This is a genomic window from Pseudomonas sp. H1h, from assembly GCF_000633255.1.
Taxonomy (GTDB): domain Bacteria; phylum Pseudomonadota; class Gammaproteobacteria; order Pseudomonadales; family Pseudomonadaceae; genus Aquipseudomonas.
On the sequence record NZ_AYMJ01000028.1, the window covers coordinates 1 to 25,885 of the forward strand.

Here is a 25,885-nt window from a genome sequence, read left to right on the forward strand (position 1 = left end):
GCGCTGCCGAAGGCGGCGATGTTTTCTGTCTGCTCATCCAATGAAACAGGCGCACAGGGTGAAAAATATGCGCCAGCGCTTTATAGTGGCCGACCTCCGTTTCATCAAGTAGCGAAGCCCCACATGTCCGAACCACGCAAGATCCTCGTCACCAGCGCCCTGCCCTACGCCAACGGTTCGATTCACCTTGGCCATATGCTGGAATACATCCAGACCGATATGTGGGTGCGCTTCCAGAAGCATCGTGGCAACCAGTGCATCTATGTCTGCGCCGACGACGCCCACGGTTCGGCGATCATGCTGCGTGCGGAAAAGGAAGGCATTACCCCGGAACAACTGATCGCCAACGTGCAGGCTGAACACAGCGCCGACTTTGCCGAGTTCCTGGTCGACTTCGACAACTTCCACTCCACTCACGCCGAAGAAAACCGTGAGCTGTCGAGCCAGATCTACCTGAAGCTGCGTGACGCCGGGCACATCGCCCAACGCTCGATCACCCAGTATTTCGACCCGGAAAAGAAAATGTTCCTGGCCGACCGCTTCATCAAGGGCACCTGCCCGAAATGCGGCACCGAAGACCAGTACGGCGATAACTGCGAAAAATGCGGCGCAACCTATGCGCCGACCGATCTTAAGGATCCGAAGTCGGCCATTTCCGGCGCCACCCCGGTGCTCAAGGATTCCCAGCACTTCTTCTTCAAACTGCCAGACTTCCAGCAGATGCTGCAGACCTGGACCCGCAGCGGCACCCTGCAGGACGCCGTTGCCAACAAGATCGCCGAGTGGCTGGACGCCGGCCTGCAACAGTGGGACATCTCCCGCGATGCGCCGTATTTCGGTTTCGAGATCCCGGACGAGCCAGGCAAATATTTCTACGTCTGGCTGGACGCGCCGATCGGCTACATGGCGAGCTTCAAGAACCTTTGCAACCGCACGCCGGAGCTGGACTTCGACGCGTTCTGGGGCAAGGACTCCACTGCCGAGCTGTACCACTTCATCGGCAAGGACATCGTCAACTTCCATGCCTTGTTCTGGCCAGCCATGCTCGAAGGCGCCGGCTTCCGCAAGCCGACCGGGATCAACGTGCACGGCTACCTGACGGTCAATGGCCAGAAGATGTCCAAATCCCGCGGCACCTTCATCAAGGCGCGTACCTACCTGGATCACCTGTCGCCGGAATACCTGCGCTACTACTACGCGGCCAAACTGGGCCGTGGCGTCGATGACCTCGACCTGAACCTCGAAGACTTCGTGCAGAAGGTCAACTCCGACCTGGTCGGCAAAGTGGTCAACATCGCCAGCCGTTGCGCCGGTTTCATCCAGAAGGGTAACGCCGGCCTGCTGGTGGACAACAACGCCGCGCCAGAGCTGACCGAAGCGTTCCTGGCCGCGGCGCCAAGCATCGCCGACGCCTATGAAGCCCGTGACTTCGCCCGCGCCATGCGTGAAACCATGGCCCTGGCCGACCGCGCCAACGCGTGGATCGCCGACAAGGCCCCGTGGTCGTTGAACAAGCAGGAAGGCAAGCAGGATGAAGTCCAGGCGATCTGTGCCACCGGCATCAACCTGTTCCGCCAACTGGTGATCTTCCTCAAACCGGTACTGCCATTGCTGGCCGCCGATGCCGAGGCGTTCCTCAACGTCGCCCCGCTGACCTGGAACGACCACACCACGCTGCTGGCCAACCATCAGTTGAACGAATTCAAACCGTTGATGACCCGCATCGACCCGGTAAAAGTACAAGCCATGACCGACGCCTCGAAAGAAGACCTGACCGCCAGCCAGACCGACACCGGCGCTGCCGCACCTGCGGGCAACGGCGAACTGGCCAAGGATCCGCTGTCGCCGGAAATCGACTTCGACGCTTTTGCCGCCATCGACCTGCGTGTCGCCCTGATCGTCAAGGCCGAGCACGTGGAAGGCGCCGACAAGCTGCTGCGCCTGACGCTGGACATCGGTGACGAGCAACGCAACGTGTTCTCCGGGATCAAGAGCGCGTACCCGGACCCGTCGAAACTCGACGGTCGCCTGACCATGATGATCGCCAACCTCAAGCCCCGGAAAATGAAGTTCGGCATCTCCGAAGGCATGGTGATGGCAGCAGGTCCCGGCGGTGAAGAAATCTACCTGCTGAGCCCTGACAGCGGCGCCAAGCCGGGTCAACGCATCAAGTAAGGCCCAGCGGTAAAACGATCCCACAGGCATGTTCCGCAGGCCTGTGGGATTTTTCATATCTGGCCGGATAATGCCTAACCTTAAGAGACACTCGCCCGTTTCGCTGGCAGAACCATGACTGAACTTGTGCTTACGCTGATCAGTGCCGCCCTGCTCAACAATTTCGTGTTGCACTGGCCGCTGGGCGTCGATCCGTTGCTGGCCGGCAGCCGGCGTCAGGTGCATGCGCTGGGGCTGGCGACGACATGCCTGATGCTGGTGACGGGTGTCATCGGTTATTTGATCTGGCACTGGCTGCTGGTGCCGTTGCAACTGCAGGCGCTGCACCTGTTTGTGTTCTTGCCGCTCAGCGTGTTGCTGATCGCGCCGATCCTGAAACTGCTGACGCATGCGCTGCCCGACTGGCCGTTCGACGGACTGTGGCCGCTGCTGCTGGGCAATGCCGGCGTGCTGGGCCTGGCCTTGATCAATGCGCAAAATGATCGGGGCCTGCTGCAGGCAACAGCACTGAGCATCGGCGCCGGACTGGGCTTCTGGCTGGTACTGAGCCTGTTCAACGACTTGCGCGAGCGCACGGCCGACAACGACATTCCCCTGCCCTTTCGCGGCTTGCCGATCGACCTGATCGGCGCCGGACTGATCGCAGTGACTTTTCTCGGATTCAGTGGACTGATCAAAACATGAGTCTGATTCAACTCATCGATGCCCTCCTGCCGCAGACCCAGTGCGGCAAATGCGGCCACCCCGGGTGCAAGCCCTATGCGCAAGGCATCGTCGATGGCGAACCGATCAACAAATGCCCACCGGGCGGCGACGAAACCATTACCGCCCTGGCTGAGCTGCTGAATGTGCCGGTGCTGGAACTGGACATCAGCCGAGGTTCGGCACCGCCCCAAGTGGCGTACATCCGCGAGGCCGAGTGCATCGGCTGCACCAAGTGCATTCAGGCTTGCCCGATCGACGCCATCGTCGGTGCCGCGAAACTGATGCACACCGTGCTGATCGACGAATGCACCGGTTGCGACCTGTGCGTGGCGCCTTGCCCGGTGGATTGCATCGAGATGCATCCGTTGCCGCTCGGCACCTTGCCGGTGGTCGGCGGTCTGGCGTCCAGCCTTGAAGAACAGCGCGCACGTACCGCCAAACGTGACCACGCGCGCCAGCGCTTTGAACGACGCAACGCCCGCCTGCAACGCGAAGAACAACAGAAACAGGCTGAGCGCGAAGCCCGGGCGCAACGGGCGGCGCAACCGGCTGTGGCCACCCTCGATCCGGTGCAGGCAGCCTTGGAACGCGTCCGCGCGCAGAAAGCCGCGACCGCCGACGCGGCACTGAAAAAAGCCAAGATCGACGTCGCCATGAGCCGCGCACAATTGCACAAATCGCTGAAAGCTTTCGGCCATCCACCGACTTTCGAGCAGCAGTCGCAACTGATCGTGTTGCAACAGCAGTTCGAAGCCGCCGAGCAGGCGCTGGCGAAACTTGAAAGCAGCACCCCCAGCGCTCCAGCGGCTACGGCCACAGCCCCGGCGAAAGACGCGGACCTGAAACGAGCAAAAATCCAGTTGGCCATGCGTCGCGCCGAACTGAAAAAAGCCCAGACCGCCGAGGCGCCAGCGGAGCAGATCGCCACGCTGGAACAGGCCCTGCGTGACGCCGAGCAAGCCCTGCACACTGCCGAAGCATCCAGTGAACAGCCGGCGCCTGAGCTCGTGCGTGTAGAAAAACGTCCGATCGACAGCCAGCTCCGCCAGTTGAAAACCGAACTGGCCTACGCCCGCGCCGACCTGAGCAAACTCGAACGCCGTGCCGACACGCCGAGCGAAGCCCTCGACAAGGCCCGCGCTCGCCTGCAAGACGCCGAGCGTCAGGTACATGACCATGTTGCCCCGTGAAGCACCGGATGAGCGCCTGCAACAGGCGATGAAATGGGTGCTGCTCGCCACGCTGCCGGGGATGTTGGCGTTGTTCTGGCTCTACGGCTGGGGCGTGTTGATCAATCTGATGCTGGTGGTGAGCACCGCGTTACTCGTCGAGGCAGGCGTCACCCGCCTGCGCCGACAACCGCTGCAACCAACGCTGAGCGACGGTAGCGCGCTGGTCAGTGCCACCCTTCTGGCGGCTGCCCTGCCGCCTTATTGCCCGTGGTGGTTGACCGTTATCGCGATCGCTTCGGGACTGCTGTTCGGCAAGCACTTGTACGGCGGCATCGGCAAAAATCCGTTCAATCCGGCCATGCTTGGTTTTGTGCTGGTGATGGTGCTGTTCCCGCAACCGATGACGCACTGGCCGGCGCACGGGATGAATCTGCTGGCAGCGTTTGATCAGGTGTTCAACGCAGGTCAGGCGCCGGACGCCTGGGTTCAGGCCACGGCGCTGGACAGCCTGCGCATCAATAAAAGCCTGACCATGGATGAGCTGTTCGCCACCAACCCGGCATTCGGGCGTTTCGGCGGGCTCGGCGTGGAGTGGGTCAATCTGGCGTTTCTCGCCGGTGGGCTGTTGCTGTTGCAACGTCGGGTGATTGGCTGGCAGGCGCCAGTCGGCATGCTGGCCAGCCTGTTTGTCGTCAGCCTGCTCTTCTGGAACGGCTCGGGCTCAGACTCCCATGGCTCGCCGCTGTTTCATCAACTGAGTGGCGCGACCATGCTCGGCGCGTTCTTCATCATTACCGAACCGGTGTCCGGGGCAAAAAGCCCGCTGGCCCGACTGCTGTTCGGCGTCGGTGCCGGCTTGTTGACCTATCTGATTCGCACCTGGGGCGGCTACCCGGACGGCGTTGCGTTTGCCGTGTTGCTGATGAACCTCTGTGTACCGGCACTGGAACGTTTTGCCGCTTCCCGCCAGGCACAGGTGAACTCATGAACCGCGCGGCCTCTGTCATCACACTGGTGCTGATAGCCGCTGCCGGTCTCGGCCTGGTCTATGGGTTGCAACGCGCCAGTGCGCCGCAGATTGCCCTCGAACAAAGCCTGCTCGACAGTCGCAAGCTGCTGGATGTGCTCGCCACTGATGCCTACGACAATCAGCCGCTGGAGCAACCGCTGGCGTTGGTTGACACGACGTTGCGCCGCAGCACGCTACTGGGTGGTTACCGCGCCAGCAAAGCCGGGCTGCCGGTGGCGGTGTTGTTGCGCACACAGACCGAGGGGTATGCCGGCACCATCGAATTGCTGATCGCCATTGATGCCAACGGCAGACTGCTGGGCGTGAAAGCCCTGCGGCAAAACGAAACGCCAGCGCTCGGCGGGCACATCGGCGACTGGCCGAACAACTGGCTGGCCGGTTTTTCCGGGAAATCTCGCAGTGCACCCGAAGATGCGGGCTGGGCATTGAAAAAGGATCAGGGACAGTTCGACCAACTGGCGGGCGCAACCATCACTTCCCGTGCCACCGTCGATGCCATCCATGACGCCCTGCGCTACTTTGATGAGCACCGGTCAACCTTGCTGGGGATCACACCATGAACCGGCCGACGAATCTGAGCAACGCCTTGGTGCTGGCGCTGTTGTTGGGCACCAGCACCACGCTGGCTGGCGCGCTGGTGACGCTGTTGATGTCGAGCGTTGTCGTGACGGTTTACGCGGTGTGTATCGCTCCACTGCGTTCTCGACTGTCTGACAGCGCTGCGTTGCTGGCCAGCTTGCTGCTGGCCGCCACCCTGACCAGTTGCGCCAATATTCTCGCGCAGCGCTGGGGGTTGCAGTGGCACCAGACACTCGGGATCTACGCCGGGCTGATCGCCTTGCAATGCGTGGTGCTGGAATACAATGGATTCTTTCGTCAGGCACTGGCCGAGCGCCTGACGTTTTTTGGCCTGTCGAGTGGACTGCTACTGATGCTGGCGGTCTTGCGTGAGCTGTTCGGTCAGGGCCATCTCGGTCGTGGTCTGTCAGAACACTGGCAAGGTCTGATCCTGTTCAACGAAGGGTTGCACCTGGTCACACTGGTCCCCGGCGCTCTCATACTGCTGGGACTGCTGCTGGCTGCCCGCCAGGCATGGACTCGCTCGAACGCTCTCTCCAAGGAAACACATCACCCATGAATGCCGCAAAACGCCTCGAGATTTTTCGTCGACTGCATGAAGACAATCCCGAGCCGAAAACCGAACTGGCCTACTCCTCGCCCTTCGAATTGCTGATTGCGGTGATTTTGTCGGCGCAGTCGACAGACGTCGGCGTCAACAAGGCCACGGCCAAACTGTTCCCGGTTGCCAATACCCCGGCAGCGATCCATGCCCTGGGCGTCGAAGGGCTGTCCGAATACATCAAGACCATCGGCCTCTACAACAGCAAAGCCAAGAACGTGATCGAGACCTGCCGCATGCTGGTCGAGTTGCACAATGGTGAGGTCCCGCAAACCCGTGAAGAGCTCGAGGCCCTGCCCGGCGTGGGCCGCAAGACCGCCAACGTGGTGCTCAATACCGCGTTCCGCCAGTTGACCATGGCGGTCGACACGCACATTTTTCGCGTGAGCAACCGCACCGGCATCGCCCCGGGTAAAAATGTGGTCGAGGTGGAAAAGAAGTTGATGAAGTTTGTCCCAAAAGACTACCTGCTGGATTCTCACCACTGGTTGATTCTGCACGGTCGCTACGTGTGCCTCGCCCGCAAGCCGCGCTGTGGCAGCTGTCGGATCGAAGATTTGTGTGAGTACAAACACAAAACCTCGGACGATTGAGTGGCTATTGGAATTATTGATTCGTCGATTGAAAAAATCTTTTTTACCCGCAGCAGGAATATCGATATAAGGAGCGCCAAAGGCAGTCTTAGCCTGGAGTTCACCTTATGACTGACAGCAAAGAACAACTGGATGTAGATGAGGATTTCACCGCTGCGGAAACCGACGACGCCGAACCGGTGGTCGAAGTCGCCAAGACCAACCTGAGCAAACGCCGCACCATCGATAACCTGCTTGAGGAGCGCCGACTGCAAAAGCATTTGGCCGATTACGATTTTGATCTCTGACACTTGAAAGCCTCCCGAACCGGAGGCTTTTTACTGTCTGAAGAGCCTGTCACCGGCGTCCCATGATCCTTCGGCCGTCAGGACCATCAGACAAGCCCGTTGCGCTGTGCCAGCTCGATCAGGTCCACCAGCGACCGGGCATTGAGCTTCAATAACAGGCGGGTCTTGTAGGTACTGACTGTCTTGTTGCTGAGAAACATGCCATCGGCAATTTCCTTGTTGGTCTTGCCACGCGCCAATTGTTGCAAGACCATCATTTCGCGCCCCGAAAGACGATCCACCATATCGGACTCACTGGCATTCCCCAGACTGGTACGCACGGTATGCAGGGCCTGGTTTGGAAAGTAGCTGTAACCGGACAGAACGGCTTTGATCGCACTGAGCAACTCTGTCAGATCCTGTTGTTTACAGACATATCCCGCCGCCCCCGACTGCATGCAGCGCATCGAAAAATGCCCCGGTGCCTGTGAAGTCAGCACCAGAACTTTCAATGGCATCGCCGTCGAGTTCAGGCGCGCAATAACTTCCAGCCCATCAAGTTTCGGTATTCCAATATCCAGAATGACAATATCCGGCATCTGGTCGCGTGCGAGTTGTAACGCATCCACACCATTATCTGTTTCTGCAATAACTTCGTAGCCATGACGTTCCATCAGCATACGCACAGCAAGACGAATGACGGGGTGATCATCCACGATCAACACTTTATTCATGGGCAAGTCCAGTTTCGCTGTTCGAATTTTTAGAACCGGCACAATAGCCCAGTCACTTGCGACATGGCACAAGAGAGTTTCATTACACGCCCCGCCAAAGACATTCCCTACAACAAATAAAGACTATTCCTACAAAAAAACCAACACCAGAGTTATCGACATGGCGTTGGTGTTTCTCGGCGCGGTATTTTGATGTGAAAAATACTACGATCTGACGAACCTGCCCGCACAATTCGCTCGGGCCGACTGCTCATCAAAGGAGGCCGAAAATTGCATTGTAGCTGCGATTCCTCATGGCTGATTCAGATTAGCGCCAGACAATATCCTGTCAGGTAGACAATAAAAAGAACCGTGCACCTCACCCAATAAACACCTGAAACAAGACACTTCTACCCAACTGACTTTTTTTAATATAAAAAAGACCGTCATCCGTAGAACTTTAAACTTCCTATACCCCAGTCAACAACCACAATGGAAAATACACTTAATGAGCAAACACCATGATAAAAATCAAAAAGAAAATCACCAACCCCATGACTGTAATTGTGATATTTGCATTTATTTCCGAATCATCGGCTGCCATCTCTCTGCCCTTTCTTGGCAGTAATGAGCGGGAAATCTATGTCTGGTTTTTAATCAGCTTTCCGTTTTACCTGCTGCTGCTGTTCTTCGTGACTCTCAACTTCAACTACCGATCACTGTATGCGCCTTCGGACTTCAACAAGGACGACAGTTTCTTGAAGATTGTCGACGAGTTGAAGAGCATCAGGAGCAGCGCGTATTCGCCAGACCCGCCATGGATTGAGCACAGCATCCGGCTGCCCAAGCGGATCGGCACGTTGCGTACCATAGACATTCGCCCGATGAGCAGCGCACAGGCGTTCAAAAATATGGCCGAACACTTTCCGCGTCCCGACAAACAATCGGCCGAGGCTGTGTTACTTCTGACTGATCCGGCATCTGACATTCTGTTCAGGCAAATCACGCTCAGTCTCCTCAAACAATCGAAGAAAGGCACGGGAGGAGCGATCATTATTGCTCACAACGTGAATACGCTGAGCACTGTGATTCTGGGGGAGGCGTGATGTCCCGAGTCGAGGACAGATGTGGACAATCAAGAAAATGGCGAGATTGAACGTAGCCACAAGCGCGAGTGGAAGAAGGTCAGGCAAGTACAGAACAAAAAAATGGCGGCTGTGTCACTGGGACCAGCCGCCATTTCCTTACAGGCCTGCGAGGCTTAGAACAACTTGCGGCCCTTGTTGGCAGCAATGCGCATGCGCAGCGCGTTAAGCTTGATAAAGCCCGCCGCGTCGGCCTGGTTGTAAGCACCGCCGTCTTCTTCGAAGGTCGCGATGTTGGCATCGAACAGCGAATCGTCGGACTTGCGGCCGGTCACGATCACATTGCCCTTGTAAAGCTTCAGGCGAACTACACCGTTCACGTTGACCTGCGAAGCGTCGATCATCTGTTGCAGCATCAGACGCTCCGGGCTCCACCAGTAGCCGGTGTAGATCAGGCTGGCGTACTTGGGCATCAACTCGTCTTTGAGGTGAGCGACTTCGCGGTCCAGGGTGATCGATTCGATGGCGCGGTGTGCACGCAGCATGATGGTGCCGCCCGGGGTTTCGTAGCAGCCACGGGACTTCATGCCCACATAACGGTTTTCGACGATGTCGAGACGACCGATACCGTGAGCACCACCGATCTGGTTCAGAGTCGCCAGTACGGTGGCCGGGGTCATTTCAACGCCGTCCAGCGCAACGATGTCGCCGTTACGGTAAGTCAGTTCCAGATACTGCGGCTTGTCAGGAGCGTTCTCTGGCGAGACGGTCCAGCGCCACATGTCTTCTTCGTGCTCGGTCCAGGTGTCTTCCAGCACGCCGCCTTCATAGGAGATGTGCAGCAGGTTGGCATCCATCGAGTACGGGGATTTTTTCTTGCCGTGACGCTCGATCGGGATCGCGTGCTTCTCGGCGTAGTCCATCAGCTTCTCGCGGGACAGCAGGTCCCACTCACGCCATGGAGCAATCACTTTCACGCCTGGCTTAAGTGCGTAGGCGCCCAGTTCGAAACGCACCTGGTCGTTGCCCTTGCCGGTAGCACCATGTGAAATGGCGTCAGCACCGGTTTCGTTGGCGATTTCGATCAGGCGTTTGGCGATCAGCGGACGTGCGATGGAAGTACCCAGCAGGTACTCGCCTTCGTAAACGGTGTTGGCGCGGAACATCGGGAACACGAAATCGCGCACGAACTCTTCGCGCAGGTCATCGATGTAGATTTCTTTGACGCCCATGGCCTGAGCCTTGGCGCGAGCCGGCTCGACCTCTTCGCCCTGACCCAGGTCAGCGGTGAAGGTCACCACTTCACAGTTATAAGTATCCTGCAGCCACTTGAGGATCACCGAAGTGTCCAGGCCGCCGGAATACGCCAGAACGACCTTGTTTACGTCCGCCATGCCATCACTCCACGGGGTTCTACGGAAAGCCGAGGAGTCTACCGCTCAAATGCGATAATTTACAGAGGCGCGACAGCTTAAGACGACAAAGCGACAGAATCTGTCGAGAGCGCGACGATGACCGGCAGGTCAGGAAGTTGCCGCAGCATTGCCTGGCGTACTGGCTTGCGGCGCTGGAGCGGCGGTCGGCGCCACCCGCGCGAGCTTCACGCTGACCCGGCGATTCTTCGCCCGGTTGGCCGCATTGGTGTTCGGAACCAGCGGGTATTGCTCGCCGTGGAAACGCACGGTGATCTGCGATTCGGCGATGCCGTTGGCCTTGAAGAAATCGACCACCGCCAGCGCGCGACGGCGAGACAGTTCACGGTTGGTCAGACGGTTGCCGCTGTTGTCGGAGTGGCCGTCGAGTTCAATGTGATTGACCGTCGGATCAGCCTTCATGTATTCGAGCATCACTTGCAGCCTGGCCTTGGCATCGGCATCCAGGTCGGTGCCTTCACCGGGGAAGCCGATCTGCGATTGTTTGACCTGATCGAAATTCTGCGGCAGCAATTTCGCCACACACATCTGGTAGTCGTTGAAAGCCTTGCTGAACTTGACAGGCAGCAGGCGTACTTCAGACACCCGGCCATCGCCGGAAGCACGGCGCACCACCGGGCTGCGACCGTCGAGCAAGCCGCTGATCAAGCCACCGGCCTGAGATTGCGAACTGTTGAACAGCACGTTGCCGGTGCCGATCCTGACACTGCCCAGATAGATGTCGTTGCGCCCCGGCTGCCAAGGCGCGGCGGCCGCGAGCAAGGTCGCCGAACCGCCGCCGAGCATGGCGTTGTAGGCATTCAGGCGAAAAATCGCCTGCTCACCGGCCTTGCGCACGAACTGGCCCGAGCCGAAATCGGTGATCGGCTGGGTCAGGCGGCACTCGAACTTGTCGCCCTCGACCGTCCACTCAATGTTCTCCAGACGAGTCTGGTAGGTGAGCGCCATCGCGGGAAGGCTGGCAAACACACTGAGCAAGGCTAAATATCGCTGGCGCACGGGAGGCTCCATTGGCTTCTGTAACACAAAGACCGATTCACACTATGTTTACGGCATACCTACGGGATATCGGAAGGTTCCCGCAAAACTTGATAGCGAGTGCCTGCAAGAGTCTTTTCCGGTAGCATTCCCCTCAGTTTGACCCGCCTGGAATCCCCTCATGTCCGACCGCCTGACCCTGCTGCGTCCCGACGACTGGCACATTCATCTTCGCGATGGTGCCGTGTTGACCAATACCGTTGCCGATGTTGCGCGCACCTTTGGCCGCGCCATCATCATGCCCAACCTGGTACCACCGGTGCGCAACGCCGCCGAAGCCGACGGCTATCGCCAGCGGATTCTCGCTGCCCGCCCGGCCGGCAGTCGCTTCGAACCGCTGATGGTGCTGTACCTCACCGACCGCACCCAGCCCGAAGAAATTCGTGAGGCCAAGGCCAGCGGTTTCGTGCACGCCGCCAAACTGTACCCGGCCGGCGCCACCACCAACTCCGATTCCGGGGTGACCAGCATCGACAAGATCTTCCCGGCGCTGGAAGCCATGGCCGAAGTCGGCATGCCGCTGCTGATCCACGGTGAAGTCACCCGTGGCGATGTCGACGTCTTCGATCGCGAAAAGATTTTCATCGATGAACACATGCGCCGTGTGGTCGAGCGTTTCCCAACGCTCAAAGTGGTGTTCGAACACATCACCACCGGCGACGCCGTGCAGTTCGTCAACGAGGCTTCGGCCAACGTTGGCGCGACCATCACCGCGCACCACCTGCTGTACAACCGCAACCACATGCTGGTGGGCGGGATTCGGCCGCACTTTTATTGCCTGCCGATCCTCAAGCGTAATACGCATCAGGAAGCCCTGCTCGACGCCGCCACCAGCGGCAGCGCGAAGTTCTTCCTCGGCACCGACTCGGCGCCGCATGCCCAGCACGCCAAGGAAGCCGCCTGCGGTTGCGCCGGCTGCTACACCGCCTACGCCGCTATCGAGATGTACGCCGAAGCCTTCGAACAGCGTAACGCGCTGGACAAGCTCGAAGCGTTCGCCAGCCTCAACGGCCCGCGCTTCTACGGCCTGCCGACCAATACCGATCGCATCACCCTGGTCCGTGAAGAATGGACCGCCCCGACCAGCCTGCCATTCGGCGAGCTGAACGTTATCCCGCTGCGCGCCGGTGAAAAACTGCGCTGGCGCCTGCTGGAGGAACACGCGTGAGTGAAGACCATTTCGACGACGAACTGGACGGTCAAGGTGGCGGCGGCGGTTCCCGTCATCCAATGGCAGCGCGTTTTCGCGGTTACCTGCCAGTTGTCGTTGACGTAGAGACCGGGGGCTTCAATTCGGCCACCGACGCTCTGCTGGAGATTGCCGCGACCACCATCGCCATGGATGAAAAGGGTTTCGTTTACCCGGACCACACCTATTTCTTCCGCGTTGAGCCGTTTGAAGGCGCCAACATCGAAGCAGCAGCGCTGGAATTCACCGGGATCAAGCTTGATCATCCGCTGCGCATGGCGGTCAGCGAAGAAACCGCACTGACCGACATCTTCCGTGGTATTCGCAAGGCACTGAAAGCCAACGGCTGCAAACGGGCGATCCTCGTCGGCCACAACAGCAGCTTCGACCTTAGCTTCCTGAATGCCGCCGTGGCCCGACTGGACATGAAGCGCAACCCGTTTCATCCATTCTCCAGCTTCGACACCGCGACACTGGCTGGCCTGGCGTACGGTCAAACGGTGCTGGCCAAGGCCTGTCAGGCCGCCGACATCGACTTCGATGGCCGTGAAGCGCACTCGGCGCGTTACGACACCGAGAAGACGGCCGAGCTGTTCTGCGGCATCGTCAACCGCTGGAAACAAATGGGCGGCTGGGAAGACTTCGACGACTGATCCTCGTCGGGCATTTCCCGCTCATGAAAAAACCGGCCACTTGGGCCGGTTTTTTTGTACCTCGACGTTGCGCCTTACAGGGCCGCAGCGTTCTCGGTCAGGTACGCCGCAACGCCTTCTGGCGAAGCGTTCATGCCTTTGTCGCCTTTCTTCCAGTTGGCAGGGCAGACTTCGCCGTGCTCTTCGTGGAATTGCAGAGCGTCGACCAGACGGATCAGCTCTTCCATGTTACGGCCCAGCGGCAGGTCGTTGATGATCTGCGAACGGACAACGCCTTTGTCGTCGATCAGGAACGCGCCACGGAAAGCCACGCCGCCTTCGGACTCAACGTCGTAAGCCTTGGCAATGTCGTGCTTCATGTCGGCAGCCATGGTGTATTTCACCTGGCCGATGCCGCCATTGTTGACCGGGGTGTTGCGCCAGGCGTTGTGGGTGAAGTGCGAGTCGATCGAAACGGCGATCACTTCTACGTTGCGTGCCTTGAAGTCGGCCATGCGGTTGTCCAGAGCGATCAGCTCGGACGGGCAGACGAAGGTGAAGTCCAGTGGGTAGAAGAACACCAGACCGTATTTGCCTTTGATGGCCGAGGACAGAGTGAAGCTGTCAACGATCTCGCCATTGCCGAGTACGGCCGGGACGGTGAAGTCAGGGGCTTGTTTGCCTACGAGTACGCTCATGGATATCTCCTGGTGAATAACTTGAAGTTCAGGGTCCGGGCCAGCCTGCCACCCTCAGGCGACAGCCCTGTGACACGAACCCTCTTCGCAAGGGCCGACCATCATACACTGCGTTTTTGGCCTGTCCTTAACGGTTTTTTACCCAAAGCGGATAACGGTGCTGCATTTGCGGGGCCAGGCAAAAAGCCAGCAATCGCCGTTCGTCGGTCACGGCTGTCAATCAGCTGAAGCGTTCAGAAAGCACTTTGACAATCATTCTCGTTAACATTAAGATCCATCGCAATTGAGTCACAACCAGCGACGGTTCTCACTTATGTATGTTTGCCTCTGCACTGGCGTCACCGACGGACAGATCCGCGAAGCGATCTATGAAGGTTGCTGCAGCTACAAAGAAGTCCGCCAGGCCACCGGCGTCGCCAGCCAATGCGGCAAATGTGCCTGCCTTGCCAAGGAAGTGGTGCGCGAAACCCTGACCAAACTGCAAACCGCTCAGGCTGCGATCCCCTACCCTGTAGAATTTACGGCTGCTTGAATACCCCTCATTTCAAAGAACCGGACATATGTCCGGTTTTTTTATGCCCGCAAATCAAACGGTTAGGCGCTAGACGCGGAACACAAACATTCTTATTCAGATTTAATTTCATTTATTATTCAATAACTTAGGTTTGACACTTATAAATACCAAGCTCAAACTCCGCCTTATATACAGCTATTACAGGGCAGGACTCCCATCATGAAAGGCGACATTACAGTCATCCAGCATCTCAACAAGATCCTTGCCAATGAGCTGGTCGCGATCAATCAGTACTTCCTGCATGCACGCATGTATGAAGATTGGGGCCTGAACAAGCTGGGCAAGCACGAGTACCACGAGTCCATCGACGAGATGAAGCACGCGGACAAGCTGATCAAGCGCATCCTGTTCCTCGAAGGTCTGCCGAACGTGCAGGACCTGGGCAAGCTGCACATCGGCGAGCACACCAAGGAAATGCTGGAGTGCGACCTGCGGATCGAGAAGACCGGCCACACCGACCTGAAAGCCGCCATCGCGCATTGCGAATCGGTAGGCGACTTTGGCAGCCGCGAACTGCTTGAAGATATTCTTGAATCCGAAGAAGAACATATCGACTGGCTGGAAACCCAACTGGGCCTGATCGATAAAGTCGGTCTTGAGAACTATCTGCAATCGCAGATGGGCGAAGACGAGTAATTAGCGAGCGCTAAACTCGAGACACTAAAAAGCCCCGCCCTCTTTCGAGAGGCGGGGCTTTTTATTGCCGGGATTTCAGTCAATGCTGAAATCCCTGTGGGTGTCAGTCTGCTGGCGATAGCGTCATGTCAGCCGGCAACATTGTTACCTTCAGAAAGCATTCGCGTGCAGGCTAGCTCCCGCAAAAGCCCAATCAGGATTCGGACTTGTTCGCTGCAGCCGCTTCAACAGCCGCCTTGATGGTACTTTGCAGCTCACCGTTAGCGAACATTTCAGTCATGATGTCGCTGCCGCCGACCAGCTCGCCACCCACCCACAGCTGCGGGAAAGTCGGCCAGTTGGCGTACTTCGGCAGGTTGGCGCGGATTTCCGGGTTCTGCAGGATGTCGACGTAGGCGAACTTCTCGCCACAGCCCATCACAGCCTGCGCAGCTTTCGCGGAGAAGCCACACTGTGGGGCATTCGGCGAGCCTTTCATGTAAAGCAGAATGGTGTTGTTGGCAATCTGCTCTTTAATCGTTTCGATGATATCCATGGAGCACCTCGGCTGAACTTTCCGACTCATGGGTCGGCACGGTGACGCATTGTAACGGAATCCCGAGCGCCATGCTCGGTCTCCCCGACAGTCACGTTCAGGCCGCCGCCACCGTCACTGGCACGCCATTAAGCGCCGCGTTGCCCGACAATTCATCGAGCTGACATTCATCGGTCAGGTCATTGGCACTCGAGCCCGGCTGGCCGCTGGCAATCGCCATCTGCACGCCCGGCCTTGCATGACCCCAGCCGTGCGGCAGGCTGACCACGCCCTTCATCATGTCGAGACTGCCAAGTACTTCCACTTCGATCTGTCCGACCCGAGAACTGACGCGCACCAACTGACCATCGTTGAGCCCACGGCTGGCCAGATCATCCGGGTGCATCAGCAGTTGGTGGCGCGGCTTGCCCTTCACCAGACGGTGATAGTTGTGCATCCACGAGTTGTTGCTGCGCACGTGGCGACGGCCAATCATCAGCAGCTCGTCGGCGGCAGGCGCCTGTAAGGCGGCGAAGCGTGCGAGGTCAGCGAGGATCTCTGGCGGAGCGGCCTGCACGCGCTGATTCGGCGTTTTCAGACGCGGTGCCAGATTTGGCTTCAACGCGCCCAGATCTATGCCATGCGGATGATCAAACAGCGTCGCCAGCGACAGCTGGTGCGTCGAGGCATCGCCATACAGCCCCATGCGCAGGCCCATGTCGATCATCTTCGCCGGCGGCAGCGTCGGCTTGAGTTCCTTGCCGGTCTTTTCGGCAAAGGCCTTGGCCAGACCGACAAAGATCTCCCAGTCGTGCAATGCACCTTCTGGCTTGGCGAGGATCGCCCGATTGAAGCGACTGACGTTGCGCACCGCGAACAGGTTGAACGTGGTGTCATAGTGATCGTTCTCCAGCGCCGAGGTCGACGGCAGGATCAGGTCGGCGTAGCGCGTGGTCTCATTGATGTACAGGTCGATGCTGACCATGAACTCCAACCCGTCCAGCGCCTGCTCCAGTTGCCGCCCGTTCGGTGTCGACAGCACCGGATTGCCAGCCACGGTGATCAGCGCACGAATTTGCCCCTCGCCGTCGGTGAGCATTTCTTCGGCCAGCGCCGACACCGGCAGTTCGCCGCCGTACTCGGGCCGCCCGGAGACCCGGCTCTGCCACTTGTTGAAATGCCCGCCCGAGGTCGATGCCACCAGGTCCACCGCCGGTTCAGTGCAGAGCGCGCCGCCGACCCGGTCGAGGTTGCCGGTGACCAGATTGATCAATTGCACCACCCAGTGACACAAGGTCCCGAATGCCTGGGTCGAAACCCCCATGCGTCCGTAACACACCGCACTCGGCGCGGCGGCGAAATCCCGCGCCAGTTGGCGGATCTGCTCCGCCGGCACGGCGCACAGCGGACTCATGGCCTCAGCGGTGAACGTCGCCACCGCCGCGCGCACCTCATCAAGGCCTTCGACCGGCAGATGACTGTCACGCGTCAGCCCTTCGCCGAACAGTGTATTGAGCACCCCGAACAGCAGCGCCGCGTCGCCGCCAGGGCGCACGAACAGGTGTTGATCGGCCATGGCGGCGGTTTCGCTGCGACGCGGATCGACCACCACAACTTTGCCGCCGCGAGCCTGAATCGCTTTCAGGCGTTTCTCGACATCGGGCACGGTCATGATGCTGCCGTTGGAGGCCAGCGGGTTGCCGCCCAGGATTAGCATGTAATCGGTGTGATCGATGTCCGGGATCGGCAGCAGCAAGCCGTGCCCGTACATCAGGTAACTGCTCAGGTGATGGGGCAGTTGATCGACCGAGGTCGCGGAGAAGCGATTACGGGTTTTCAACAGGCCGAGAAAGTAGTTGCTGTGGGTCATCAGTCCGTAGTTGTGCACGCTCGGATTGCCCTGATAGACCGCCACCGCGTTCTGCCCGTGACGCTCCTGAATCGCCGCCAGGCGCTCGGCCACCAGCGCAAAGGCCTCGTCCCACTCGATCGGCAGCCATTGGCTGCCAACCCGGCGCATCGGCTGGCGCAAGCGGTCCGGATCATTCTGGATGTCTTGCAGGGCCACGGCCTTCGGGCAGATATGACCGCGACTGAAAGTATCGAGGGTATCGCCCTTGATCGAGGTGATCGCGACGTGGCCTTCGGTTTCTGTGGTCTCGATGGTCAGACCGCAGATGGCTTCGCACAGGTGGCAGGCACGGTGATGGAGAGTCTTGGTCATGGCCAGTCTCTGTCTTGTTCTGGGCAGGCAACGGTGAAGCCTGCGGGAACAAAACTATGGCCCGAGTGCGCAAGCGACGCCAGCGACGTTCGTCTTGTGAATCGACGGCTATCAGGCGAGCCGATAGCCCGTCAGGATCAGTTGGATGGCAGTTGGGGCGGCGCCTGCAGCTGGATTTCCTGAATGGTTTCAATCTGCTCGTGAGCGACGTGGACGCCGGTGAGTTCACCGATCAGCCGCCAGTGCTCGTCGAGCCCGGCACTGATGGTCGCCATGCGATCGATCATGTGACGGCCAGCGGTCTTGACCACTTCGTCGTCGCTGCGCAACAGCTCGAAGGACATCGACGTGACCGACGCGGTGAGATGAGTCAGTGAGCGAGCCGTGTGGCCCAGCAATTCCATTAACAGTTTTTCTTTCGATTCCATGCGGAGGCTTCCTGCGTCGCTCGAAACTTATTTATAACTCAGCACTTTGCTTTAGCAAATGTTTCAGCTTGAGCATCCGACCAAGCGAAACCGCTACCGCGCAGTCTTGAACCGACCCGAGTGACATCATCCCCGCCACGCCGGATTGCCAAGCCCGCCGGGGCCAGTGTACAAAGGGGCTCGCTGCTGTCCTGAACCCGGCTTCAAACGCGTGACTGCCCACGGCGGTTCGCCCTCCGAATCCCGCAAAAACCGTAGCCTATTGGAAAAACGCGACATTTAGTGTCAATATCGCGCCTTCCCCTATTTCGTCGCCCCGTGCGGCTTACGCCGCAGGTCTCGCCCGTTGTTCACTTAAACAAGGCTTTGAGCATCTGCGGTTTGTAGCAAAAAGGTAGTCAATGATGAGCGCAAGGCACTTTCTCTCCCTGATGGATTGCACGCCCGAAGAGCTGGTCAGCGTGATCCGTCGAGGCGTTGAGCTCAAGGACCTGCGTAACCGCGGCGTACTGTTCGAGCCTCTGAAAAACCGCGTCCTGGGGATGATCTTCGAGAAATCCTCGACCCGTACCCGGATCTCTTTCGAGGCCGGCATGATCCAGCTCGGTGGTCAGGCGATCTTCCTGTCGCCGCGTGACACCCAGCTGGGCCGTGGCGAGCCGATCGGCGACTGCGCCATCGTCATGTCGAGCATGCTCGATGCGGTGATGATCCGTACCTTTGCCCACAGCACCCTGACCGAATTTGCCGCCAACTCGCGCGTGCCAGTGATCAACGGCCTGTCCGATGACCTGCACCCGTGCCAGTTGCTGGCCGACATGCAGACGTTCCTTGAGCACCGTGGCTCGATCCAGGGCAAGACGGTGGCCTGGATCGGCGACGGCAACAACATGTGCAACAGCTATATAGAAGCGGCGATCCAGTTCGACTTCCAGTTGCGCGTTGCCTGCCCCGAAGGCTACGAGCCGAACCCTGAATTCGTGGCCAAGGCCGGCGATCGCGTGACCATCGTCCGCGATCCAAAGGACGCCGTGCGCGGCGCACATCTGGTGAGCACCGACGTCTGGACCTCGATGGGCCAGGAAGAAGAAACCGCCAAGCGCCTGAAGCTGTTCGCACCGTTCCAGGTGAACCGCGCCCTGCTCGATCTCGCGGCGGAGGATGTGCTGTTCATGCATTGCCTGCCTGCCCACCGCGGCGAAGAAATCAGCCTCGACCTGCTTGATGACCCGCGCTCCGTCGCCTGGGATCAGGCAGAAAACCGTCTCCACGCACAGAAGGCCCTGCTCGAGTTCCTCGTCGAACCGGCATATCACCACGCATGAGCCATGAATTACTGCTGAACCTGCGCAACCTCGCTTGCGGCTATCAAGATCAACGCGTGGTGCAGAACCTCAATCTGCACCTCAACGCCGGCGACATCGGCTGCCTGCTCGGTTCGTCTGGCTGCGGCAAGACCACCACCCTGCGCGCCATTGCCGGTTTTGAACCGGTGCACGAAGGGGAAATCCAGCTGGGTGGCGAGACCATTTCCAGCGCCGGTTTCACCCTGGCCCCGGAGAAACGCCGGATCGGCATGGTGTTCCAGGACTACGCGCTGTTCCCGCACCTGAGCGTCGCGGACAACATCGCCTTCGGTATCCGCAAGCACCCGAACAAGGAGCGCGTTACCGAAGAGCTGCTGGAACTGGTCAACCTGAAAAACCTCGGCAAGCGCTTCCCCCACGAGCTGTCCGGCGGCCAGCAACAGCGTGTCGCCCTCGCCCGCGCCCTGGCGCCGGAACCGCAACTGCTGCTGCTCGACGAGCCGTTCTCCAATCTCGACGGCGAGCTGCGGCGCAAGCTCAGCCACGAAGTGCGCGACATCCTCAAGGCCCGTGGCACCAGTGCGATTCTGGTCACCCACGACCAGGAAGAAGCCTTCGCCGTAAGCGATCACGTCGGCGTGTTCAAGGAAGGCCGGCTGGAGCAGTGGGATACGCCTTACAACCTCTACCACGAGCCGGCGACACCGTTCGTGGCGAGCTTCATCGGCCAGGGCTACTTCATTCGCGGCCAGCTCGGCAGCCCGGAATCGGTGCAGACTGAACTGGGCGAACTGCGCGGCAACCGGGCTTACACCTGGCCAGTAGGCGGTGCGGTGGATGTGTTGCTGCGTCCGGATGACATCGTTTATGCGCCCGACAGTGCACTCAAAGCACGGATCGTCGGCAAGACCTTCCTCGGCGCCTCGACCCTGTACCGCCTGCAACTGCCGACGGGCGCGCAGCTGGAATCGATTTTTCCGAGCCATGCGGATCATCAGGTGGGTGCGGATGTCGGAATACGTGTTGCCGCCGAACACCTCGTCCTGTTCCAGGCCAGCGGCAGTACCGCGGCACAGATCCCGGCTGCGGAAAACGGCGTCCGCCGCTACAGCGCCGCCCTCTGATCCGTCCCGGATCAAAACTGTGGGAGCGGGCTTGCTCGCGAATGCGGTGCGTCAGTCAACTGATGATGGTGGCTGATACACCGCATTCGCGAGCAAGCCCGCTCCCACATTTGTTTCGGGTTCATCCCAGGAATAATGTACCGCTGGCCACCAGCGTCGCATTCCCGCCAATCTTCACCCGCTCACCCTCCAGCCGACAAAACAACTCCCCGCCCCGCGCCGAACGCTGGCATGCGGTCAGGCTCGACTTGCCCAGGCGTTTGGACCAGTACGGAATCAGGCTGCAATGCGTCGAGCCGGTCACCGGGTCTTCATTGATGCCGATCGCCGGAGCGAAGTAGCGCGAGACGAAATCATGCTGATTACCGCGCGCCGTCACGATCGCGCCGAGCCAAGGCAGTTTGGCCAGCGCGACCATGTCCGGCTTGCAGTCGAGCACTGCCTGCTCCGACTCCAGCACCACGAACAACTCATTGGAACCGAGCACATCCACCGCCTCGACCCCCAGCGCGCGCTCGACATCCAGCGTCACGCCGATTTCCGAAGGCACGATCGACGGGAAGTCCAGCCACAGGCGATCTCCCTCGCGACTGACGCTCAACGGCCCGGACTTGCAGATGAAGTCCAGACGCTCGGCTTGCTCCTTATGGACCTCGAACAACACATAGGCGCTGGCCAGCGTCGCATGCCCGCACAACGGCACTTCGGTGGTCGGGGTGAACCAGCGGATATGCCACACCGCCCCTTCGCGGACCACGAAAGCGGTTTCCGCCAGATTGTGTTCGGCGGCGATCTTCTGCATCAACTCATCCGCGAGCCATGCATCGAGGCGATAGACCATGGCCGGGTTGCCACTGAACGGCTGGTCACTGAACGCGTCCACCTGATAAAACTCGAGCTGCATAACCTTCTCCCTAAGTCAGTCGGCAGAGCATGCAGCCCGGACCAGATCGGCGCCAGTGACAGAACCGGTCAATTTTCTTCATACAGCAATGAGCACTAGGCGCGACCGATGTCGGCGAACCTGGCCTGAGTGTGTTCGGCCAGCACGGCTGGCGCGAGTTCGACTTCCAGCCCACGCCGGCCGGCACTGACATAAATAGTCGCAAAACCCTGAGCCGAGTTATCGATGAAGGTGCGCAGGCGTTTCTTCTGTCCCAGCGGGCTGATGCCGCCCAACAGATAACCCGTGGAACGCTGTGCAGCGGCGGGGTCGGCCATCTCGACTTTCTTCACCCCTGCCGCCTGTGCCAGGCCCTTGAGGTCGAGACTTCCGACGACCGGCACGACGGCCACCAGCAATTCACCTTTCTCACTGGCGGCCAGCAGCGTCTTGAACACCTGCGCAGGCTCCAATGCCAGTTTTTCCGCGGCCTCCAGCCCATAGGACGCAGCCTTGGGGTCATGTTCGTAACTGTGCACGCGATGTTCGGCACGAACTTTTTTCAACAAGTCCAACGCAGGGGTCATGGCAGCTCCAGGCTCGGCATCAACAGAAAAAACCTGTGCCGGATTCTAGGCCATCACACCGTAAAAGGCTCTACCACAAGCCCCGATTCCCGGGCTTCGCAGCCACAGCGCAGGGCTACCGCCGCAGTCATCCGCGAGATCATTCAGGCGACTGATAGTTTAATTGTGACCGATGGTTCACTTTCGACCTTTGACAGGTTTGTTTCTTGTCTATATTTTTTCGAATCTGAATAATGTAAGAATTATCATCATCGCAGCACCCAGCAGTAAACCGGGAACAGGATGGGGATCCTGCCTCGGGGAAAATCGCGCTCTGCCTTGTCGGCAAACGCGTCAGACAACAACAAAAATCGAGGCTTTCAATGACAACTGCTTTACAGCAACCATCGCTCCGCGGCCAATGCCTGGCCGAATTTCTGGGTACTGCACTTCTGATCTTTTTTGGCACCGGCTGTGTCGCCGCGCTCAAAGTCGCGGGCGCCAGCTTTGGCCTGTGGGAAATCAGCATCATCTGGGGCGTCGGCGTGAGCATGGCGATCTACTTGACCGCCGGGGTTTCCGGCGCGCATCTGAACCCTGCCGTGAGCATTGCCCTGAGCATTTTCGCTGACTTCGAAAAGCGCAAACTGCCGTTCTACATCCTGTCGCAGATCGCCGGCGCCTTCTGCGGCGCGCTGTTGGTTTACACGCTGTACAGCAACCTGTTCTTCGATTACGAACAAACCCATCACATGATTCGCGGATCAGCCGCCAGCCTTGAGCTGGCCTCGGTGTTCTCGACGTTCCCCAATCCAGTGCTGTCCACCGCCCAGGCGTTCCTGGTCGAGATGATCATCACCGCGATCCTGATGGGCGTGATCATGGCCTTGACCGACGACAACAACGGCCTGCCGAAAGGCCCGATGGCACCGCTGCTGATCGGCTTGCTGATCGCGGTGATCGGCAGCTCGATGGGCCCGCTGACCGGTTTTGCGATGAACCCGGCGCGTGACTTCGGTCCGAAACTGATGACTTTCTTCGCCGGCTGGGGTGAAATTTCCTTCACTGGCGGCCGTGATATTCCGTACTTCCTGATTCCGATTTTTGCACCGATTGTCGGTGCCTGCCTCGGCGCTGCCGGGTATCGCGGGCTCATCGCCCGTCACCTGACCGGCGCCACACCTGCTACAAAGGATGCAGAACCGGCCATTGACGGCAAACCAAGAACTTCTTGAAACAGTCGGCGCGGGTTCCTGCCCATTTCGAACCCGCGCCACGGCCCACTCTCCCTTATTTCGTCCAAGGCAATCGACATGACCGACATTCAGAATAAGAACTACATCATTGCCCTCGATCAGGGTACGACCAGCTCCCGCGCGATCATTTTCGACCGCGACGCGAACGTGGTCTGCACCGCCCAGCGCGAATTCGCTCAGCACTATCCGCAAGCCGGTTGGGTCGAACACGACCCGATGGAAATTTTCGCCACCCAGAGCGCGGTGATGGTTGAAGCGCTGGCCCAGGCCGGTCTGCATCACGACCAGGTGGCCGCCATCGGCATCACCAACCAGCGTGAAACCACCGTGGTCTGGGACAAGACCACCGGCCGTCCGGTGTACAACGCCATCGTCTGGCAGTGCCGTCGCAGCACCGAGATCTGCCAGCAGCTCAAGCGTGACGGCCACGAAGAATACATCCGCGACAACACCGGTCTGGTCACCGACCCGTACTTCTCCGGCACCAAGCTGAAGTGGATCCTCGACAACGTCGAAGGCAGCCGCGAGCGTGCGCGCAACGGCGAACTGCTGTTCGGCACCGTCGACAGCTGGTTGATCTGGAAATTCACCGGCGGCAAAGTGCACGTCACCGACTACACCAACGCCTCGCGCACCATGCTCTTCAACATCCATTCGCTGGAATGGGATTCGAAGATGCTGGAAATCCTCGACATCCCGCGCGAGATGCTTCCGCAAGTCAAAGCCTCTTCGGAAATCTACGGCCGCACCAAGAGCGGCATCGCCATCGGCGGTATTGCCGGTGACCAGCAAGCCGCGCTGTTCGGCCAGATGTGCGTCGAGCCGGGCCAGGCAAAAAACACCTACGGCACCGGCTGCTTCCTGCTGATGAACACCGGCGACAAAGCGGTTAAATCCCAGCACGGCATGCTCACCACCATCGCTTGCGGCCCGCGTGGCGAAGTGGCCTACGCGCTGGAAGGCGCGGTGTTCAACGGCGGTTCGACCGTGCAGTGGCTGCGTGATGAACTGAAGATCATCAACGACGCCCACGACACCGAATACTTCGCCAATAAAGTGAAGGACAGCAACGGCGTGTACCTGGTGCCGGCCTTCACCGGTCTGGGCGCTCCTTACTGGGACCCGTATGCCCGTGGCGCGCTGTTCGGCCTGACCCGCGGCGTGCGCGTTGATCACATCATCCGCGCCGCGCTGGAATCGATCGCCTACCAGACCCGTGACGTCCTCGACGCGATGCAACAGGACTCTGGCGAACGCCTCAAGGCCCTGCGTGTGGACGGTGGTGCGGTGGCGAACAACTTCCTCATGCAGTTCCAGGCCGACATCCTCGGCACTCAAGTTGAACGCCCGCAAATGCGCGAAACCACGGCACTCGGTGCAGCGTATCTGGCCGGTCTGGCGTGCGGCTTCTGGGGCAGCCTGGAAGAACTGCGCGGCAAGGCAGTGATCGAGCGCGAGTTCGAGCCGAGCCTGGACGAAGTCGAGAAAGAGAAACTGTACAAAGGCTGGAAAAAAGCCGTCAGCCGTACCCGTGACTGGGCGCGCGAAGACGCTGAATAAGCCAACCTTCAGATCCAGACAGGCATCTAACTGGTAGGGAGCGGATTCCTGCGGCATCATGGGCAAATTTTGCACGGCAGCCCAAAGGAAGCCCCATGAATCTGCCTCCCCGTCAGCAGCAAATCCTCGAGCTGGTCCGCGAACGCGGCTATGTGAGCATCGAGGAAATGGCCACGCTGTTCGTTGTTACCCCGCAAACCATCCGCCGTGACATCAATCAGCTCGCGGAAGCCAATCTGCTGCGTCGCTACCATGGCGGCGCCGCGTACGATTCCAGCGTCGAAAACACCGCCTATGCGATGCGCGCCGATCAGATGCGCGATGAAAAACAACGCATCGGTGAAGCCATCGCGGCACAAATCCCCGATCACGCCTCGCTGTTCATCAACATCGGCACCACCACCGAATCGATTGCCCGCGCCCTGCTCAACCACAACCATCTGAAAATCATCACCAACAACCTGCACGTGGCGTCGATGCTCAGTGCCAAGGATGATTTCGATGTGCTGCTGACCGGCGGTAACGTGCGCCGTGACGGCGGTGTGGTCGGCCAGGCGAGCGTGGACTTCATCAATCAGTTCAAGGTGGATTTTGCGCTGGTGGGCATCAGCGGCATCGACGAAGACGGCAGCCTGCTCGACTTCGATTATCAGGAAGTGCGCGTCTCTCAAGCGATCATTGCCAATGCACGGCAGGTGATCCTGGCGGCCGACTCCAGCAAGTTCGGGCGTAATGCGATGATTCGCCTTGGCCCGATCAGCCTGATCGATTGCCTGGTGACCGATCAGCAGCCGGTGCCGGCACTGGCGCAGCTGCTGAGCCAGCACAAGATTCGCCTGGAAGTGGTTTAACCCTTTTACGCTTCACTGTTTGCAAGGGCCTCTTCGCGAGCAAGCCCGCTCCC

At 59.4% G+C, this 25,885-nt stretch carries 27 protein-coding genes; 18 read left to right on the plus strand and 9 right to left on the minus strand.

What is annotated here, in order from left to right:
* Nucleotides 1–123 precede the first annotated feature (123 nt).
* From metG to U862_RS0121895, 8 genes are all read left to right on the plus strand, one after another.
* Nucleotides 124–2,175, plus strand: coding sequence for a methionine--tRNA ligase (gene metG / locus U862_RS0121860; RefSeq protein WP_025112366.1), 2,052 nt, complete (start codon nucleotides 124–126; stop codon nucleotides 2,173–2,175).
* 114 nt (nucleotides 2,176–2,289) lie between these two features.
* Nucleotides 2,290–2,859 (plus strand): electron transport complex protein RnfA, encoded by a 570-nt coding sequence (locus U862_RS0121865; RefSeq protein ID WP_025112367.1) that lies wholly within the window; start codon nucleotides 2,290–2,292, stop codon nucleotides 2,857–2,859.
* Entirely contained in the window at nucleotides 2,856–4,070 is a 1,215-nt protein-coding gene (gene rsxB, locus U862_RS0121870) for an electron transport complex subunit RsxB (protein WP_025112368.1), read from the plus strand. Before U862_RS0121865 ends, rsxB begins: the two co-directional genes overlap by 4 nt.
* Nucleotides 4,057–5,040 carry an RnfABCDGE type electron transport complex subunit D gene (locus tag U862_RS0121875; RefSeq protein ID WP_025112369.1) on the plus strand — a complete coding sequence of 328 codons (984 nt, stop codon included), beginning with the start codon at nucleotides 4,057–4,059 and terminating at the stop codon, nucleotides 5,038–5,040. Before rsxB ends, U862_RS0121875 begins: the two co-directional genes overlap by 14 nt.
* Nucleotides 5,037–5,642, plus strand: coding sequence for an RnfABCDGE type electron transport complex subunit G (locus U862_RS0121880; protein WP_025112370.1), 606 nt, complete (start codon nucleotides 5,037–5,039; stop codon nucleotides 5,640–5,642). Before U862_RS0121875 ends, U862_RS0121880 begins: the two co-directional genes overlap by 4 nt.
* Nucleotides 5,639–6,220 carry an Rnf-Nqr domain containing protein gene (locus U862_RS0121885; RefSeq protein WP_025112371.1) on the plus strand — a complete coding sequence of 194 codons (582 nt, stop codon included), beginning with the start codon at nucleotides 5,639–5,641 and terminating at the stop codon, nucleotides 6,218–6,220. The genes U862_RS0121880 and U862_RS0121885 overlap by 4 nt, the downstream gene beginning before the upstream one ends.
* Entirely contained in the window at nucleotides 6,217–6,855 is a 639-nt protein-coding gene (gene nth / locus U862_RS0121890; protein WP_003227707.1) for an endonuclease III, read from the plus strand. The genes U862_RS0121885 and nth overlap by 4 nt, the downstream gene beginning before the upstream one ends.
* Before the next feature lie 107 nt (nucleotides 6,856–6,962).
* Nucleotides 6,963–7,142, plus strand: coding sequence for a PA3496 family putative envelope integrity protein (locus tag U862_RS0121895; protein WP_025112372.1), 180 nt, complete (start codon nucleotides 6,963–6,965; stop codon nucleotides 7,140–7,142).
* An 86-nt stretch (nucleotides 7,143–7,228) separates the two neighbouring features.
* On the opposite strand, the gene U862_RS0121900 is transcribed toward U862_RS0121895, so the two are convergent.
* Nucleotides 7,229–7,855, minus strand: coding sequence for a response regulator transcription factor (locus tag U862_RS0121900; protein ID WP_025112373.1), 627 nt, complete (start codon nucleotides 7,853–7,855; stop codon nucleotides 7,229–7,231).
* Between the two features lie 500 nt (nucleotides 7,856–8,355).
* Here U862_RS0121900 and U862_RS0121905 point away from each other — a divergent pair, with 500 nt between their 5' ends.
* Entirely contained in the window at nucleotides 8,356–8,940 is a 585-nt protein-coding gene (locus tag U862_RS0121905; RefSeq protein ID WP_025112374.1) for a hypothetical protein, read from the plus strand.
* Between the two features lie 155 nt (nucleotides 8,941–9,095).
* Here the strand turns inward: U862_RS0121905 and U862_RS0121910 are convergent, their stop codons facing one another.
* Nucleotides 9,096–10,313, minus strand: coding sequence for an argininosuccinate synthase (locus tag U862_RS0121910; protein WP_025112375.1), 1,218 nt, complete (start codon nucleotides 10,311–10,313; stop codon nucleotides 9,096–9,098).
* Nucleotides 10,314–10,442: 129 nt separating this feature from the next.
* A complete protein-coding gene (locus tag U862_RS0121915; RefSeq protein ID WP_025112376.1) occupies nucleotides 10,443–11,351 on the minus strand; it encodes an OmpA family protein in 909 nt (302 codons plus the stop codon).
* Nucleotides 11,352–11,511: 160 nt separating this feature from the next.
* Here U862_RS0121915 and pyrC point away from each other — a divergent pair, with 160 nt between their 5' ends.
* A complete protein-coding gene (pyrC, locus tag U862_RS0121920) occupies nucleotides 11,512–12,558 on the plus strand; it encodes a dihydroorotase (RefSeq protein WP_025112377.1) in 1,047 nt (348 codons plus the stop codon).
* Nucleotides 12,555–13,232 carry a ribonuclease T gene (rnt, locus tag U862_RS0121925; RefSeq protein WP_025112378.1) on the plus strand — a complete coding sequence of 226 codons (678 nt, stop codon included), beginning with the start codon at nucleotides 12,555–12,557 and terminating at the stop codon, nucleotides 13,230–13,232. Before pyrC ends, rnt begins: the two co-directional genes overlap by 4 nt.
* Before the next feature lie 74 nt (nucleotides 13,233–13,306).
* Here rnt and U862_RS0121930 read toward each other — a convergent pair whose 3' ends face one another.
* Nucleotides 13,307–13,909, minus strand: a complete 603-nt coding sequence (locus U862_RS0121930; RefSeq protein ID WP_003227723.1) for a peroxiredoxin — start codon at nucleotides 13,907–13,909, stop codon at nucleotides 13,307–13,309.
* A gap of 313 nt (nucleotides 13,910–14,222) precedes the next feature.
* On the opposite strand from U862_RS0121930, the gene U862_RS0121935 reads away from it, so the two are divergent.
* Both U862_RS0121935 and bfr read left to right on the plus strand, forming a co-directional pair.
* The gene (locus U862_RS0121935) at nucleotides 14,223–14,441 is read left to right on the plus strand and encodes a bacterioferritin-associated ferredoxin (RefSeq protein WP_003227725.1); all 219 of its coding nucleotides are present in this window, start codon (nucleotides 14,223–14,225) and stop codon (nucleotides 14,439–14,441) included.
* A 201-nt stretch (nucleotides 14,442–14,642) separates the two neighbouring features.
* A complete protein-coding gene (bfr, locus tag U862_RS0121940) occupies nucleotides 14,643–15,119 on the plus strand; it encodes a bacterioferritin (RefSeq protein ID WP_025112379.1) in 477 nt (158 codons plus the stop codon).
* A gap of 193 nt (nucleotides 15,120–15,312) precedes the next feature.
* Here the strand turns inward: bfr and grxD are convergent, their stop codons facing one another.
* From grxD to U862_RS0121955, 3 genes are all read right to left on the minus strand, one after another.
* Nucleotides 15,313–15,654 carry a Grx4 family monothiol glutaredoxin gene (grxD, locus tag U862_RS0121945; RefSeq protein ID WP_025112380.1) on the minus strand — a complete coding sequence of 114 codons (342 nt, stop codon included), beginning with the start codon at nucleotides 15,652–15,654 and terminating at the stop codon, nucleotides 15,313–15,315.
* A gap of 97 nt (nucleotides 15,655–15,751) precedes the next feature.
* Nucleotides 15,752–17,857, minus strand: coding sequence for a molybdopterin oxidoreductase family protein (locus U862_RS0121950; protein ID WP_025112381.1), 2,106 nt, complete (start codon nucleotides 17,855–17,857; stop codon nucleotides 15,752–15,754).
* Nucleotides 17,858–17,994: 137 nt separating this feature from the next.
* Nucleotides 17,995–18,285, minus strand: coding sequence for a hypothetical protein (locus U862_RS0121955; RefSeq protein WP_025112382.1), 291 nt, complete (start codon nucleotides 18,283–18,285; stop codon nucleotides 17,995–17,997).
* 404 nt (nucleotides 18,286–18,689) lie between these two features.
* On the opposite strand from U862_RS0121955, the gene argF reads away from it, so the two are divergent.
* Both argF and U862_RS0121965 read left to right on the plus strand, forming a co-directional pair.
* Complete coding sequence (gene argF, locus U862_RS0121960; RefSeq protein ID WP_025112383.1) at nucleotides 18,690–19,610, plus strand: ornithine carbamoyltransferase; 921 nt, start codon at nucleotides 18,690–18,692, stop codon at nucleotides 19,608–19,610.
* Nucleotides 19,607–20,716, plus strand: coding sequence for an ABC transporter ATP-binding protein (locus tag U862_RS0121965; protein WP_025112384.1), 1,110 nt, complete (start codon nucleotides 19,607–19,609; stop codon nucleotides 20,714–20,716). The genes argF and U862_RS0121965 overlap by 4 nt, the downstream gene beginning before the upstream one ends.
* 121 nt (nucleotides 20,717–20,837) lie before the next feature.
* On the opposite strand, the gene U862_RS0121970 is transcribed toward U862_RS0121965, so the two are convergent.
* Together U862_RS0121970 and ybaK are read right to left on the minus strand one after the other, a co-directional pair.
* Complete coding sequence (locus tag U862_RS0121970) at nucleotides 20,838–21,620, minus strand: PhzF family phenazine biosynthesis protein (RefSeq protein WP_025112385.1); 783 nt, start codon at nucleotides 21,618–21,620, stop codon at nucleotides 20,838–20,840.
* Between the two features lie 95 nt (nucleotides 21,621–21,715).
* A complete protein-coding gene (ybaK, locus tag U862_RS0121975) occupies nucleotides 21,716–22,186 on the minus strand; it encodes a Cys-tRNA(Pro) deacylase (protein WP_025112386.1) in 471 nt (156 codons plus the stop codon).
* Nucleotides 22,187–22,548: 362 nt separating this feature from the next.
* Between ybaK and U862_RS0121980 the strand changes: the two genes are divergently transcribed.
* The 3 genes from U862_RS0121980 (at nucleotide 22,549) to U862_RS0121990 (ending at nucleotide 25,832) form a co-directional block, all read left to right on the plus strand.
* Complete coding sequence (locus U862_RS0121980) at nucleotides 22,549–23,400, plus strand: MIP/aquaporin family protein (RefSeq protein ID WP_025112387.1); 852 nt, start codon at nucleotides 22,549–22,551, stop codon at nucleotides 23,398–23,400.
* Nucleotides 23,401–23,478: 78 nt separating this feature from the next.
* Nucleotides 23,479–24,981 carry a glycerol kinase GlpK gene (glpK, locus tag U862_RS0121985; protein WP_025112388.1) on the plus strand — a complete coding sequence of 501 codons (1,503 nt, stop codon included), beginning with the start codon at nucleotides 23,479–23,481 and terminating at the stop codon, nucleotides 24,979–24,981.
* A gap of 95 nt (nucleotides 24,982–25,076) precedes the next feature.
* Entirely contained in the window at nucleotides 25,077–25,832 is a 756-nt protein-coding gene (locus U862_RS0121990; RefSeq protein ID WP_007916700.1) for a DeoR/GlpR family transcriptional regulator, read from the plus strand.
* Nucleotides 25,833–25,885: the final 53 nt, after the last annotated feature.